The organism is Microbacterium sp. 4NA327F11 (assembly GCF_005503465.1).
Lineage (GTDB): Bacteria > Actinomycetota > Actinomycetes > Actinomycetales > Microbacteriaceae > Microbacterium > Microbacterium ginsengisoli.
Map to the genome: position 1 here is coordinate 37387 of NZ_SCOB01000002.1, position 14738 is coordinate 52124.

Genomic DNA, 14738 nt, shown 5'->3' on the forward strand with positions numbered 1-14738 from the left:
ACGGCGAACCGCCCGCACTCTCACGCGAGGTGGGTGAGCCGCCCGTCGAGCAGTGTCGCGACGACCGGCATCTCTCGCAGCTCCCGCTCCCCTGCGGCGAGCGGATCCGACGCGACGAGCGCCAGATCGGCGACGGCGCCGGGGGCGATGACATCGGGGTACGCACTGCCCCGATGGGTGGATGCCGCGAGCGCGACCTGGGCCGACACTCGCTCGGGCGCCGCCCAGGGCTCACGATCGCCCCGCGTGCGGTAGACAGCCGCGGCGATCGCCGCCCACGGATCGAGGGGCGAGACCGGGGCATCCGACCCGAACGTGACGTTCGCGCCGGCCGCGACCAGCGCCCGCAGCGGGTAGGGCTGGGCGGTCTGGCCGGCCCAGAGCGCATCGGTGAGGTCGCGGTCGTCGAGCGCGTGCACCGGCTGCACGCTCGCGGTCACCCCCAGCCGCGCGAAGCGGGGGATGTCGGCGTGGGCGACGAGCTGGGCATGCTCGATCGACCCCCACGCGCCCGTCGCCGCGAACGCGTCGAGGGCGTGGCTGTTCGCGCGGTCGCCGATCGCATGGATCGCGCATGCAAGCCCCGCCCCCGCGGCACGGGACATCCACTCCTGCAACTGTTCGGGCTCGACCGTGAGGAGCCCCCTGTCGTCGCCGCCCGGGTACGGATGGGAGCACGCCGCCGTGCGGGTGCCGAGAGAGCCGTCGGTGATGACCTTGAGCGATCCGACCCGCGCGAGACCCGCGGCATCCACCGCATCTCCGGTCACAAGCCCCTCGGCGATCGCCCGCTCGAGCTGCGGAGGGTAGACGCCGAACTCGGTGCGCACCACGTCGAAGCCCGCCCGCGTACGGCGCTCCCACGCCTCGGCATTCCACGCCATGTCGAGGTCGACCCAGCCGACCACCCCGCGCCGCGCCGCCGCCTGGGCCGCCCGCAGCACGAGCGCGTCGGCACGCTCGGTCCCGGCCGCATTGAGGCGGCGCGAGATCTCGAACGCGGGCTCCTCCCGCAGCATCCCGTCGTCGGCCGTGAACCCCTCGCGCCGCAGCGCCGCGGAGTTCAGCCACACGCTGTGCACGTCGGCGTTGATGAGGTACGTCGGGATGTCGCCGGTCTCCGCATCGATCAGGGCGAGGGTCGGCCGATCGGCCCAGAACGCGTCACGGAAGCCGGACCCCACCCGCGTGCCATCGGGAAGCGGCGCCGAGGCGCCCATGCGCGCGGCCGCCTCCGCCGCGGACGCGGTGCCTTCGAGGTCGACGCGCTCGGCGGCGAGAGCCCACTGCACGACGTGCACGTGGTGATCCCACAGCCCCGGCACGAGCCAGGCGCCGTCGACGTCGATCGTCTCGCCGCGCGGGGCGAGCACGCCCGCCGGGGCGATGTCGGCGATCAGTCCGCCCTCGATCAGCACGTCGGCGGCGCCGGTGAACGGCAGCAGCTCGGCCCCCGGGCCCGCGATCCACACGCCCCGGATCGTGCCGACCGTCGCGCCGACCGCCGTCACGGACGCACCCGGGCCGCGTTCGCCCGGCGCATCTCCGCCGCGAGCGCAGGGTTCGCGTACGGCCCCGCGCCCTCGAGTTCGGCGATCACGTGCTCGACGGTCTCTACCGGGCGGTTCTGGCTCAGCTTGCGCTTGGCGACCACCCGCGTCGGGCTGAGGCGGAACCCGACCGTGCCGCGCTCGAGCCGCCGCACGAACTCTGGATCGTTCGGCGGCGCCCACATGAGCTTCGGATCGGGCAGCGGCGCCTCGAACCGCTGCACGAGACCGTCGAGCACGCGCAGATTCTCCTCGCCCGACAGGATCTCGGGCACGCCGGCGAGGTGCACGGCGGTGAAGTTCCACGTCGGTACCGCGGGCGAGCCGTCGTACCAGCCCGGCGAGATGTAGCCGTGCGGCCCCTGGAAGATCACGAGCAGCTCGCTGTCGCCGAGGCCGTGGATCGCATCGTCGGGCTTGCCGACGTGTCCGACGATCGTGAGGTCGTCGCGCTCCGGATCGAGCAGCACCGCGTAGTGCGAGGCGATGATGCCATCGGGCGTGTGGGAGACGAGGGTCGCCCACGGGTTGGCCTCGATCACACGGCGAAGCTCGGCGACATCCGTCATCGCGAAACTCGGATTCTGACGCATCCCGGTCCTCCTACGTCTGACAGCCCGGACACCAGTACAGCTTGCGCGCGCCCATCTCCTCCAGCACCACCGAGGTGCCGCAGCGCCGACACGGAAGCCCGGTGCGGTGGTACACCCAGTGCCGGTCGTCGCGGTTCGCGAGCGCCAGCCGGTAGGCCTCGGGATCGAGGTCGTCCATGGTCATCATCTGACCGGTCTCGACCCCCACCCGCAGTAGCCGCACCCAGTCGCGCCAGATCGCGCGGACCGTCTCCTCGGGCACGTCGCGACCGGGCGTGTGCGGGTCGAGACGGGCACGGAAGAGCAGCTCGGCCCGATACACGTTGCCGATGCCGCTGACGGTCGACTGGTCCATGAGCAGCAGACCGATGGGCGTCGGCTTGCGGCGCACGGCCGCGACGAAGCGATCTTCGCCCTCGTGCACGTCGTCGACGAGCGGGTCGGGTCCCAGCTTCGCGATCACCTGCGCGACCTCGTCGGCGGAGAGCACCTCGCACGCCGTCGGACCGCGCAGATCGGCGCACGTGACGTCGGTCAGCAGCCGCAGGCGCACCTGCCCGACGACTGGCGGCGGCCACGCGTCCTCCCCCGCCAGCCCCGTGGTCTGCTCGGACATCCGCACCCGGCTGCGGCGCGGGGCACCGATCGAGGTCAGCGAGTTCTCGCCCGTGGCATCCATGATCTGCTCGTCGGTGCCGCGCTGGTTCGTCTGCCCCATGCGTCCGTTCGCCGAGGCGATCGTCGCGTCGACGCTGATCTGACCGGCGAAGTCCCAGGCGCCGTACATGCCCAGATGCACCCGCAGCCAGAGCGCATCGTCGAACTCGAGGAACATCTGCTTGCCGACGGCCCGCACACGGGTGGCGAACCGGCCGTCGAGCAGGGCCGCACCCTCTGCGAAACGGCCCTGCGGGCTGGATGCCGCCACCCGCCGGCCGACCACGTTCACCGCGAACTGACGGGCGATGCGATGGACGGAGTGTCCTTCGGGCATCGGCCGATCAGCCCGCTTCCGGATCGAACGAGCTCGACGCGTCGGCAACGACGTCGGCGACGCCCTGGCCCGCGCGGGGATCGGGCAGCAGCGACCCGTCGCGCTCGAAGTCGGCGATCTGCGCGATGCGGCGCACGTGGCGCTCCTCGCCCGAGAACGGCGTCGCGATGAACGTGTCGATGAGCGAGACGACCTCGTCGTAGGTGTGCTGACGTGCACCGATCGAGATCACGTTCGCATCGTTGTGCTCGCGCGCCAGCTCGGCCGTCGCGGTGTTCCACACGAGGGCGGCACGGATGCCGTCGACCTTGTTCGCGGCGATCTGCTCGCCGTTGCCGGACCCGCCGAACACGATGCCGAGCGTGTCGACGCCCGCCGCCTGATCGCGCACGACCGCCTGCGCCGCACGAATGCAGAACGCCGGGTAGTCGTCGACGGGGTCGTAGCTGATCGGCCCGTGGTCGACGACGTCGTGACCGGAGTCGCGGAGGTGCTGCTGAAGCTGGACGGAGAAGTCGAGGCCGGCGTGGTCGGTCGCGATGTGGATGCGCATGAGGACGATCCTAGGGAGCGATGCCCGCGGCGGCGGGCTTGAATCCGGCGCGGACGTTCTCGCAGCACGCGGGGCGGCACACGTCGAACCACGGACCGAGATCGGTGCGGTGCGGCCGGTCGGCGGCCGCGGTGCCCTCGAGGCGCTCGACCACCAGGTCGACGAGACCCGCGACATAGGCCGGATCGACACCGGGCGTGCGAGTGCGGACCGCACGCAGGCCCGCCTCGGCCGCGGCATCCAGAGCCTCGGTGTCGAGGTCCCACTTGACCTCCATGTGGTCGCTCACGAAGCCGAGCGGCACGATCGCGACGGCCTCCACTCCCTGCGCGGGCAGCGACTCGATCACATCGCACACGTCGGGCTCGAGCCACGGCTGGGTGGGCGGTCCGGAACGCGACTGGAAGACGAGGTCCCACCTGACGGCCTGTGCCGACGGGATCGCGTGTGCGACATCTGCCATGACGACCTCGGCCACCGCGCGATGCTGCGCCGCGTACGCGCCACCCTCGCCGAAGTCGACGTCGCGCGGACCCGAACGCTCGGCATCCGCGGTCGGCACGGAGTGGGTCGAGAAGAGCACCCGGATCTTCTCGGGGGCAACCCCGTCGGCGAGGAAGCCCGCGATCGCCTCCCGCACCCCATCGACGAACGGTGCGACGAAGCCGGGGTGGTCGAAGAACTGGCGCACCTTGTCGATCGTCACAGTGCCCGCGAGGCCGGTCTCGGTGAGCACGCGCGCGAAGTCCTCGCGGTACTGACGACAGCTCGAGAACGAGCTGTATGCGCTCGTCGCCACCGCGATGAGCGTCGTGTGGCCGGCCTCGGCGGCAGCGATGACAGCCTCATCGAGATAAGGCGTCCAGTTGCGGTTGCCCCAGTAGACCGGCAGGCGGATGCCGCGCGCGGCGAGCTCCGCCTCGAGCGCCGCCTTCAACGCGCGGTTCTGCGCATTGATCGGACTGATGCCATCGAAGTGCCGGTAGTGATGAGCGACCTCTTCCAGCCTCTCGTCGGGGATGCCGCGTCCGCGCGTAACGTTGCGCAGGAACGGAATGACGTCGTCCTGGCCCTCGGGCCCGCCGAACCCCGCGAGCAGGATCCCGTCGTAGGCCACCGGCTCCTCGATGTGGGCGGCGCCGCCACCGGCGGCGGCGGAGGCGAAGGGCACGGATGTCTCGTCGGAGGTGATGCTCACGCGTCCATCCTCGCACCGCCATCCCGGTCATCGCTCGGTCCGCGTCAGTGCCGCGGCGTAGGGTGGAGGGGTTGTCGCCGACGCCACCCGCGTCAGGAGCGACGTCCCCCTCGACCCACGGGAGAACCGACGTGCCTGGAGAGAACCTCACCCGCATCGAAGCGCAGGAGCGCCGCGCAATCGTCGACACCACCGCCTACGCGGTCGTGCTCGACCTGACCACCGGGCCGGAGGTGTTCCGCTCGACGACGACCGTCACGTTCACGGCCACGGCCGGGGCATCCACCTTCATCGACCTCATCGCCCGCACGGTGCGCTCGGTCACCCTCAACGGACGCGCGCTCGACGCCGCGGCCGTGTTCGCTGACTCGCGCATCCAGCTCGACGGGCTCGAGGCCGAGAACACCCTCGTCGTCGATGCCGACGCGCTCTACACCAACACCGGCGAGGGACTGCATCGCTTCGTCGACCCCGTCGACGGCGAGGTGTACCTGTACTCCCAGTTCGAGGTGCCCGACTCGCGCCGCGTGTTCGCGGCCTTCGAGCAGCCCGACCTCAAGGCGACGTTCCAGTTCACCGTCACCGCGCCGGCGGCGTGGAAGGTCATCTCGAACTCCCCCACCCCCGAGCCGGTCGTCGACGGCGACGCCGCCACCTGGACGTTCGAGCCGACCCCGCGCATCTCCTCCTACATCACGGCGCTCATTGCGGGACCGTACGAGTCGACGTTCTCCGAGCTGACGAGCGCCTCCGGCCGCGTCATCCCGCTCGGCGTGTACGCCCGTAAGAGCCTGTGGGGATTCCTCGACGCCGACTACGTCTTCGAGAAGACCCGTCAGGGCTTCGCGTACTACGAGGAGAAGTTCGGCGTCCCCTACCCGTTCGCGAAGTACGACCAGCTGTTCGTGCCGGAGTTCAACGCGGGCGCGATGGAGAACGCGGGCGCGGTGACGTTCACCGAGACCTACGTCTTCCGCTCCAAGGTGACCGATGCCATCAAGGAGCGTCGCGTCGTCACGATCCTGCACGAGCTCGCCCACATGTGGTTCGGCGACCTCGTGACGATGAAGTGGTGGAACGACCTCTGGCTGAACGAGTCGTTCGCCGAGTGGGCCTCGACGATCGCGACCGCCGAGGCCACCGAATGGACCGAGGCCTGGACCACGTTCAACGCCATGGAGAAGACCTGGGCCTACCGTCAGGACCAGCTGCCCTCGACCCACCCCGTGTTCGCCGAGATCACCGACCTCGAGGACGTGCAGGTCAACTTCGACGGGATCACGTACGCCAAGGGCGGCTCGGTGCTCAAGCAGCTCGCCGCCTGGGTCGGTATCGATGCGTTCTTCGCGGGCGTCGGCGCGTACTTCCGGAAGCACCAGTGGTCGAACACGGAGCTGCGCGACCTGCTGGTCGAGCTCGAGGCCACCAGCGGCCGCGAGCTGACGGAATGGTCGAAGAAGTGGCTGGAGACCGCGGGCGTGAACACCCTCAGTCCCGTCATCGAGGAGGACGAGTCGGGAGTGATCACGCGCTTCGCGATCGCGCAGACCGCCCCCGCCGACTACCCGACCATCCGCCCCCACCGTCTGGGTGTGGGCTTCTACCAGCACCAGGGCGGCGCCCTCGTGCGCGTGCACCACGTCGAGCTCGACGTGGACGGCGACCTCACCGAGGTGCCCCAGCTCGCCGGTCTCGCCCGCCCCGACCTCGTGCTGCTCAACGACGAGGACCTCGCCTACGCGAAGATCCGCCTCGACGAGCGCTCGCTGAAGACCGCGATCGCCCACCTCGCCGACATCAGCGACCCGCTCGCCCGCTCCCTCGTGTGGGGCGCCGCCTGGGACCAGACGCGCGACGCGGAGGCCGCGGCATCCGACTACGTCGACCTCGTGCTCGGCAACATCGGCACCGAGACGGAGTCGACCACGATCCGCACGACGCTGGCGCAGCTGCTGCTCGCGGCGACCGCGTACGTCGCCCCCGCGACCCGTGAGGCCATCCGCGTGCGGGTCGCCGACACGCTGTGGGAGCTCGCGCAGGGCGCTGCCGCCGGCAGCGACAGCCAGCTGCAGTTCACCACCGCGTTCGCCTCCGCCGCAGCCACCCGCACCCAGCACGAGACCGTGCGGGCGCTGCGCGACGGCGTGATCGCGCTCGACGGCCTCGAGATCGATGCGGACCTCTCGTGGGCCCTCCTCGTCTCGCTCGCCGCGGGTGGGCTGGTCACCGCGGCTGACATCGACGACGCACTCGCCGCGGACAACACCGCAAAGGGTGCGGAGCTCGCCGCACAGGCCAAGGCGGCACTGCCCGACGCGGCGTCGAAGCAGCTCGCGTGGGACTCGCTCGTCGGCAAGGCCGACCTTCCGAACACGATCGTGCGCTCCGCCGCGCTCGGCTTCGTGCACCCGGCGGGTCGCGACCTGCTCGACGCGTTCGTCGCGCCCTACTTCGAGAACCTGCTGCCGATCTGGGGCTCGCGCACCTACAAGATCGCCGAGTACCTCATCGCGGGCCTCTACCCGGCGCCGCTCGCGAACGCCGCGCTGCGCGACGCGACGCAGGCCTGGCTCACGGCGAACGCCGACGCGCCCGCGGCGCTGCGCCGCCTCGTGAACGAGAACCTCGCGGGTGTCGAGCGGGCGCTGCGCGTGCAGGAACGCGACGCGGAGTGATCTGACAGACGGATGCCCCGGCCCACCCAGGTGCGGCCGGGGCATCCGTCGTTAGGCTGGACCTGATGTGGAATCTCGCCGACACTCCGGCCGCTGAGGGCGGCATCGACTGGGCGGGGCTGGGCACCGCCATCGTGACCTGGCTGATCGCCGCGGGCTGGAACCTGCTCGCCGTCGTCATCGTCGTGGTCGTCTCGATCGTGGTGGTGTGGGTGCTGCGACGGCTGATCCGCCGCATCGTCACGCGCATCGTCAACGGCGCGAAGGAGAAGGCGCACGTCGACGACACACAGGCGCTCGACCGGTCGCCGCTCGCGGCCGTGAGGCTCGTGCAGCGCACGCGCACGCTCGGGTCGATCCTGTCGAACATCGTGAACGTCACGGTCGTGATCATCGCGGCGCTGTTGATCGTCAACATCCTCGCGCCGACGGCCCTCGGGTCGCTCACTCTGCTGACCGCGGCGCTCGGTGCAGGCCTCGGTTTCGGCGCGCAGAACATCGTCAAGGATGTGCTCAACGGCATCTTCCTCGTCGCCGAGGATCAGGTGGGCATCGGCGACGTCGTCGACCTCGGGCTGGCGACCGGAGTCGTCGAGTACGTGAGCGTACGCATCACCCACGTGCGTGACGTGAACGGCACTCTCTGGTACGTGCGCAACGGCGAGATCACGCGCATCGGCAACATGTCGCAGGGCTGGTCTCGCGTGATCATCGACCTGGCCGTCCCTGTCGACGCCGACGTCGCGGAGGTCGAGAAGCACATGCTCGAGGCGGCCCGCGCGCTCGCGAAAGACCCGAAGTGGCGCACCCGCATCATCGAGCAGCCGGAGATCTGGGGTCTCGAGTCGATCACCGGCGACGCACTCGTCATCCGGCTCGTCATGAAGACGCGGTCGAACGCGAAGGACGACGTCGCGCGCGAGCTGCGGATGCGCCTCAAGCGCGCGGTCGACGAGATGGGCATCCGACTCCCGCAGCTCAACTCGATCATGCTGTCTGGGCTCGAAGGCGCCGGTCGTGTGCGCGGCGCCAACCCTCCCCGTACCCGGCCGAATCCGGTGGTCGAGCGGCCGGTCTGGAAGGCGAAGCGCACGGCCGCCGAGGCATCCGATGAGGCACCGGAGCCGAAGGGTCCGATCACGAAGCCGTCCCCGACGGATGCTGCGACGCGGCGCCCCGCCGAGAAGAAGCCGCGCATGCGCCCCGCTCCGAAGGACGAGAGCACGGGCGAGAAGGACGAGACACCATGAGCGAGCCCTCCCCCGACGCCCCGTCCCTGTACGAGCAGATGGGCGGACGACCGGCGTTCGCCCGGCTCGTCGACACGTTCTACCGCGGCGTCGCCGAAGACGACGTGCTGCGGCCGATGTACCCCGAAGAGGATCTGGAGCCCGCCAAGGAGCGTCTGCTGCTGTTCCTCGAGCAGTATTGGGGCGGACCGTCGACCTACAGCGAACAGCGCGGGCACCCCCGCCTGCGGATGCGGCACATGCCGTTCCACGTGAACGCGGACGCCCGCGACCGGTGGCTGGCCCACATGCGCGACGGCGTCGACGATCTCGACCTGCCGGCCCTGCTCGAGGCCACACTGTGGGACTATCTCCAACGGGCCGCGTTCGCGATGGTGAACACGTTCGAGCCCACCCCCGGAGCACCGACGAAGGAGTCGTGATGACCGCACCCGTGACCCCCTCTACCGATGTCCTCGTGATCGGATGGGGGCTCGCGGGACTCGTCGCGACCGCCGAGGCGGTGCGACGCGGCAAGCGGGTCGTGATCGTCGACCAGGAGCCGCGCACGAACCTCGGCGGACAGGCGTGGTGGTCGTTCGGGGGCCTGTTCCTCGTCGACTCGCCCGAACAGCGACGGCTGGGCATCCGAGACAGCCTCGAGCTCGCCCGCCAGGACTGGTTCGCGACGGCAGGCTTCGACCGCGACGACGACGCGTGGCCCCGACGATGGGCGGAGGCCTACCTCGACTTCGCCGCGGGCGAGAAGCGCGCGTGGCTGCACGATCTCGGCGTGCGCATCTTCCCCGTGGTCGGCTGGGCGGAGCGGGGCGGCTACACGGCGCTCGGCCCGGGCAATTCCGTACCCCGCTTCCACATCACGTGGGGCACGGGACCCGGCATCGTCGCCCCGTTCGAGCGCGCGGTGCTCGCCGCCGAGGCGGACGGCCTGGTGACGATCCTTCCCCGCCACCGCGTCGCCGAGCTGATCACCGAGTCGGGTGCGGTGGTCGGCGCGCGGGGCGACATCCTCACCGATTCGGATGCCGCGCGCGGCGTCGCCTCGACCCGCGAGGTCGCGGGCGCGTTCGAGGTGCGGGCGACGGCGACGATCGTGTCGTCCGGCGGCATCGGCGGCAATCACGACGCGGTGCGTCGCATGTGGCCCGACCGGCTCGGTACGCCGCCGTCGACGATGGTGACGGGCGTGCCCGCCTACGTCGACGGACGGATGATCGACACGGCCGGAGCCGCGGGGGCGCGCCTCATCAACCGCGACCGCATGTGGCACTACGTGGAGGGCATCCAGAACTGGAACCCGATCTGGCCGGGCCACGGCATCCGCATCCTGCCCGGTCCCTCGTCGATCTGGCTCGACGCGACCGGTCACCGGCTCCCCACGCCGCTCTTCCCGGGCTTCGACACGCTCGGCACGCTCGCTCACCTGCGAACGACCGGCCACGATCACTCCTGGTTCGTGCTCTCCCAGAAGATCATCGAGAAGGAATTCACGCTCTCGGGGAGCGAGCAGAACCCCGATCTGACGGGCAAGGACATCGGGCTGCTCGTGCGGTCGCGTCTCGGCAAGGGCGCCGCCGCACCCGTGCGGGCGTTCCTCGACCACGGTGCCGACTTCGTGGTGCGCGACACCCTCGACGACCTGCTGGCCGGCATGCGGGCCCTGCCCGGCGGCGACGCGCTGGATGCCGAGGCCGCACGCGCCGAGGTCATCGCGCGCGACCGCGAGCTGGCGAACCCGTTCACGAAGGACGCGCAGGTCGCGATGCTGCGCTCGGCGCGGTCGTTCCGCGGCGACCGGCTCATCCGCACCGCCACGCCGCACCCGATCCTCGATCCCCGGTCGGGTCCGCTCATCGCCGTGAAGCTGCACGTGCTCACCCGCAAGTCCCTCGGTGGCATCGAGACCGATCTCGACTCGCGCGCCCTGGGCGCGGACGGGACGCCGATTCCGGGCCTCTACGCCGCGGGTGAAGCTGCGGGGTTCGGCGGCGGCGGTGTGCACGGGTACCGTGCGCTCGAGGGCACGTTCGTCGGTGGATGCCTCTTCTCGGGGCGTGCCGCGGGGCGGGCGGCATCCCGCGCGGTGTGACGAGCCGTCAGCTACCGGTGCGGCGCACGGCGGTCATCGATGGCCGCCGCGGAACCCGCAGCAGCACGTGCCCGCGCGCCAGGCTCACCCGGCGCCAGCCGTCTGCCTGGAACACCACCGCCTGTTCGTCGCCCCCGATGAAACCGAGAGCGAAGGCCGCGAAGGCAACGCCCCGCGGCATCCCGTCTAGTTCGGCGTCCCCGACCGACCAGATCGTCGCGCGGGTCGAGCGTACGACGTCCTCCCCCGGGTTCTGGGGCAGCGCCTCGGCGACGGCGGTCATCCCGCCCTGGGCGATGCGCGCGACCGTTGACGCAGACACGGATGCGACCCGCTCCCACCCGCCCTGGGGCGGCGCGATGCCCGCCCACGCGGCGCGCACGGCGGACGCCGGCAGTGAGACCTCGGTGTCGACGGATGCCGCGGCGAGCCCGGTCGCCTCGACCACCAGGTCACACTCCAACTCGGCGTCCACCGGGAGGATGCGCAGGGCCAGCACCGTCGGGGCCGCGTCGAGCAGGGTGCGCGGTGCCAGCACCGCCGTCGACATCACGAGGCGTCCCCCGGCAGCCTGCAGACGCACGGCCGCGTCGGTGTCGAGGGTCGCCGCGCGACGCGCGAAGGTGAGGGCGTCCGCCGCGGCATGGGCGTCCGGGAAGACGAGGCGGGGAGACATCCGCTCTAAACTACCAAGCGGCCCGCGGAGGCCTCGGGAGGAGCGGCATGTCCGAGAGCGAAGCGATCGCACGGTGGCGTGAGGACCCGGTGGCGGGGCTGCTGGGGGTCTTCGACCTCACCGACACGGGCGCGCGCACGACCGAGGACATCTTCACGGCGTCGTCGCACTTCATGCCGAGTGGTCGCATCTTCGGCGGTCAGGTGCTCGCGCAGTCGATGCTCGCCGCCTCCCGCACGGTCGGGGATGACCGTGTCATCCACTCGATGCACGGCTACTTCCTCCGGCCCGGAGACGCGTCGCAGGACATCACGCTCTCGGTCGACCGCATCCACGACGGCCGGTCGTTCTCGACCCGCCGCACCCAGGCGTACCAGGGCGGCGCCCCGATCCTCTCGATGATCGCGTCGTTCCAGGTGCCGGATGACGGGCTCGAGCACGCGGCGTCCTTCGACGGGAACGTGCCGTCCCCCGAGGAGCTCGGTGACCAGGAGACAGCGCTCACGCGCGTGACATCGTTCAGCGGGCTGCGCCTGACCGATCGCCCCATCGAGCTGCGTTACGTCGAGGGGCCCGTCTACCTGCGGGTCGACGGCGCGCACGTGCCGCACCAGGCGGTGTGGGCGCGACTGCGGCGGCCGATCGGCGACGATCCGCTGCTGCACCGGGCGGCGCTCGCGTATCTCAGCGACCTGAGCATCCAAGAGTCGATCCTGCGTGCGCACGGCATCGCGTGGGCGACGCCGGGGATGAAGGTCGCGAGTCTCGACCACGCCATGTGGTGGCATCGTGACGGACGTGTCGACGACTGGGTGCTCTACGCGCAGGAGTCACCGAACGCCCGCGGCGGACGGGGGCTCGCGACGGGCCGCATCTACACCCGCGACGGCGACCTGCTCGCCTCGACGGCGCAGGAGGTCATGGTGCGGCTTCCCGTCAGCGACGATGCGCGTAGCTGATCGAGGGTCCGGCGTACGGCTCCCACGCGGCACGGAGGGTCTCGGGCAGCCGCACCGGTCGCCCGCCGACCGGGTCGACGAGCACGATCACCGCGGATGACTTGGCATAGAGCTTCTGCTCGCCGCCCGTCGCGGGACTGAACACCTCGTAGCAGACCTCGACGCTCGATCCGCCGACCGTGCCGAACCAGAGCTGCACATCGAGCGGGTTGCGCTGATAGGGCACGGGCAGCAGGTACTCGATCTCCTGCCGCGCGATGAGCGTCATCGGTCCGCCGTCCTCGACGGATGCCGGCAGCACCGCGGTGGGTGGGGCATCTTCCCCGTCTCCGGGCAGCCAGAAGGCACGCACGCGCGCCTCCTCGAGGAGCTTGAGCATCGCCGTGTTGTTGACGTGGTTGTACGCGTCGAGGTCTCCCCATCGCAGATGGATGGGGATGTGGACGCGCCGATGCGCGGCCCCGGACGGCTCGTCAGTCACGCGTGAGCTTGCGGTAGGTGGAGCGGTGGGGGTTGGCCGCATCGGCGCCGAGCCGCTCGATCTTGTTCTGCTCGTAGGCCTCGAAGTTGCCCTCGAACCAGTACCACCGGTCGGGGTCCTCATCGGTGCCCTCGTAGGCGAGGATGTGCGTCGCGATGCGGTCGAGGAACCACCGGTCGTGGGTGATCACGACGGCGCATCCCGGGAACTCGAGCAGTGCGTTCTCGAGCGACTGCAGCGTCTCGACGTCGAGGTCGTTCGTCGGCTCGTCGAGCAGCAGCAGGTTGCCGCCCTGCTTGAGGGTGAGCGCGAGGTTCAGGCGGTTGCGCTCACCACCGGAGAGCACGCCGGACTTCTTCTGCTGGTCGGGCCCCTTGAAGCCGAACTTCGAGACGTAGGCGCGTGACGGGATCTCGGTCTTGCCGACGGTGATGATGTCGAGTCCGTCGGAGACGACCTCCCAGAGCGTCTTCTCCGGGTCGATGCCCGCACGGGACTGGTCGACGTAGCTGATCTTGACCGTCTCGCCGATCTTCAGATCTCCGCCGTCGAGCGGCTCGAGACCGACGATCGTCTTGAACAGCGTCGTCTTTCCGACGCCGTTCGGGCCGATGACGCCGACGATGCCGTTCGGCGGGAGACTGAAGCTCAGTCCGTCGATGAGTGACCGGCCGTCGAAGCCCTTCTGGAGCTTCTTCGCCTCGATGACGACACTGCCGAGGCGCGGCCCCGGCGGGATCTGGATCTCCTCGAAGTCGAGCTTGCGGGTGCGCTCGGCCTCCGCGGCCATCTCCTCATAGCGGGCGAGGCGGGCCTTCGACTTCGCCTGGCGGCCCTTCGCGTTCGAGCGGACCCAGTCGAGCTCTTCGGCCAGGCGCTTGGCGAGCTTGGCATCCTTCTTGCCCTGCACGTCGAGTCGTTCGGCCTTCTTCTCGAGGTAGGTCGAGTAGTTGCCCTCGTAGCCGATGAGCCGGCCGCGGTCGACTTCGGCGATCCACTCTGCGACGTTGTCGAGGAAGTACCGGTCGTGGGTGATCGCGATCACCGCACCGGGGTACTTCTGAAGGTGCTGCTCGAGCCAGAGCACGCTCTCGGCGTCGAGGTGGTTGGTGGGCTCATCGAGCAGGAGCAGGTCGGGTTTCTGGAGCAGCAGCTTCGTCAGCGCGACGCGTCGCTTCTCACCGCCCGAGAGAGGAGCGATCGCCGCATCTCCGGGCGGGGTGCGCAATGCATCCATCGCCTGCTCGAGCTGCGAGTCGAGGTCCCACGCGTCGGCCGCGTCGATCTCCTCCTGCAGGACGCCCATCTCGGCGAGCAGAGCGTCGAAGTCGGCGTCGGGGTCTGCCATGAGGCCGGAGATCTCGTTGAAGCGGTCGAGCTTCGCCTTGATGGCGATGCCGTCCTGGATGTTCTCGAGCACCGTTTTGCTCTCGTCGAGCTCGGGCTCCTGCATGAGGATGCCGACGGTGAACCCGGGGCTGAGCTTCGCGTCGCCGTTCGAGGGGTGGTCAAGACCGGCCATGATCTTGAGGATCGTCGACTTGCCGGCACCGTTGGGACCGACCATGCCGATCTTCGCGCCGGGGAGGAACGCCATCGTGACGTCGTCGAGGATGAGCTTCTCGCCGACGGCCTTGCGGGCGCGGACCATCTGGTAGATGTATTCTGCCACCGGTTCTCCAAACACTTCTAGCGCCACTGTCGCAGCTCGAGTAGTGCC

At 70.3% G+C, this 14738-nt stretch carries 13 protein-coding genes; 5 read left to right on the plus strand and 8 right to left on the minus strand.

Annotation, left to right across the window (positions count from 1 at the left end; all coding sequences use genetic code 11):
* Positions 1–20 precede the first annotated feature (20 nt).
* The 5 genes from FFS51_RS01750 to FFS51_RS01770 are packed head-to-tail and all read right to left on the minus strand — an operon-like array spanning position 21 to position 4882.
* Complete coding sequence (locus tag FFS51_RS01750; protein ID WP_137877317.1) at positions 21–1511, minus strand: amidohydrolase; 1491 nt, start codon at positions 1509–1511, stop codon at positions 21–23.
* Positions 1508–2143: an FMN-binding negative transcriptional regulator gene (locus tag FFS51_RS01755; protein ID WP_137877318.1), complete on the minus strand. Its 636-nt coding sequence runs from the start codon at positions 2141–2143 to the stop codon at positions 1508–1510. Before FFS51_RS01755 ends, FFS51_RS01750 begins: the two co-directional genes overlap by 4 nt.
* Before the next feature lie 10 nt (positions 2144–2153).
* Positions 2154–3137 (minus strand): Fpg/Nei family DNA glycosylase, encoded by a 984-nt coding sequence (locus tag FFS51_RS01760; protein WP_137877319.1) that lies wholly within the window; start codon positions 3135–3137, stop codon positions 2154–2156.
* Positions 3138–3144: 7 nt separating this feature from the next.
* A complete protein-coding gene (locus tag FFS51_RS01765; RefSeq protein WP_056208635.1) occupies positions 3145–3690 on the minus strand; it encodes a ribose-5-phosphate isomerase in 546 nt (181 codons plus the stop codon).
* Between the two features lie 10 nt (positions 3691–3700).
* Positions 3701–4882, minus strand: coding sequence for a ferrochelatase (locus FFS51_RS01770; RefSeq protein WP_137877434.1), 1182 nt, complete (start codon positions 4880–4882; stop codon positions 3701–3703).
* A 137-nt stretch (positions 4883–5019) separates the two neighbouring features.
* Here FFS51_RS01770 and pepN point away from each other — a divergent pair, with 137 nt between their 5' ends.
* The 4 genes from pepN to FFS51_RS01790 all read left to right on the plus strand — a co-directional run bounded on the left by pepN (position 5020) and on the right by FFS51_RS01790 (position 10902).
* On the plus strand, positions 5020–7563 hold the full coding sequence (gene pepN, locus FFS51_RS01775) for an aminopeptidase N (RefSeq protein ID WP_137877320.1): 2544 nt from the start codon (positions 5020–5022) through the stop codon (positions 7561–7563).
* A gap of 65 nt (positions 7564–7628) precedes the next feature.
* Positions 7629–8813: a mechanosensitive ion channel family protein gene (locus FFS51_RS01780; protein ID WP_137877321.1), complete on the plus strand. Its 1185-nt coding sequence runs from the start codon at positions 7629–7631 to the stop codon at positions 8811–8813.
* On the plus strand, positions 8810–9235 hold the full coding sequence (locus FFS51_RS01785) for a globin (RefSeq protein WP_137877322.1): 426 nt from the start codon (positions 8810–8812) through the stop codon (positions 9233–9235). The genes FFS51_RS01780 and FFS51_RS01785 overlap by 4 nt, the downstream gene beginning before the upstream one ends.
* Complete coding sequence (locus FFS51_RS01790; RefSeq protein ID WP_137877323.1) at positions 9235–10902, plus strand: FAD-binding dehydrogenase; 1668 nt, start codon at positions 9235–9237, stop codon at positions 10900–10902. Before FFS51_RS01785 ends, FFS51_RS01790 begins: the two co-directional genes overlap by 1 nt.
* Positions 10903–10909: 7 nt before the next feature.
* Here the strand turns inward: FFS51_RS01790 and FFS51_RS01795 are convergent, their stop codons facing one another.
* Positions 10910–11578, minus strand: a complete 669-nt coding sequence (locus tag FFS51_RS01795; protein ID WP_137877324.1) for a DUF8185 domain-containing protein — start codon at positions 11576–11578, stop codon at positions 10910–10912.
* A gap of 47 nt (positions 11579–11625) precedes the next feature.
* Here FFS51_RS01795 and FFS51_RS01800 point away from each other — a divergent pair, with 47 nt between their 5' ends.
* Positions 11626–12537: an acyl-CoA thioesterase gene (locus FFS51_RS01800; RefSeq protein ID WP_137877325.1), complete on the plus strand. Its 912-nt coding sequence runs from the start codon at positions 11626–11628 to the stop codon at positions 12535–12537.
* Here the strand turns inward: FFS51_RS01800 and FFS51_RS01805 are convergent.
* Entirely contained in the window at positions 12515–13018 is a 504-nt protein-coding gene (locus tag FFS51_RS01805) for an acyl-CoA thioesterase (protein ID WP_249352622.1), read from the minus strand. The two genes, FFS51_RS01800 and FFS51_RS01805, sit on opposite strands and share 23 nt — an antisense overlap.
* The gene (gene ettA, locus FFS51_RS01810) at positions 13011–14690 is read right to left on the minus strand and encodes an energy-dependent translational throttle protein EttA (RefSeq protein ID WP_056518600.1); all 1680 of its coding nucleotides are present in this window, start codon (positions 14688–14690) and stop codon (positions 13011–13013) included. The genes FFS51_RS01805 and ettA overlap by 8 nt, the downstream gene beginning before the upstream one ends.
* Positions 14691–14738 lie beyond the last annotated feature (48 nt).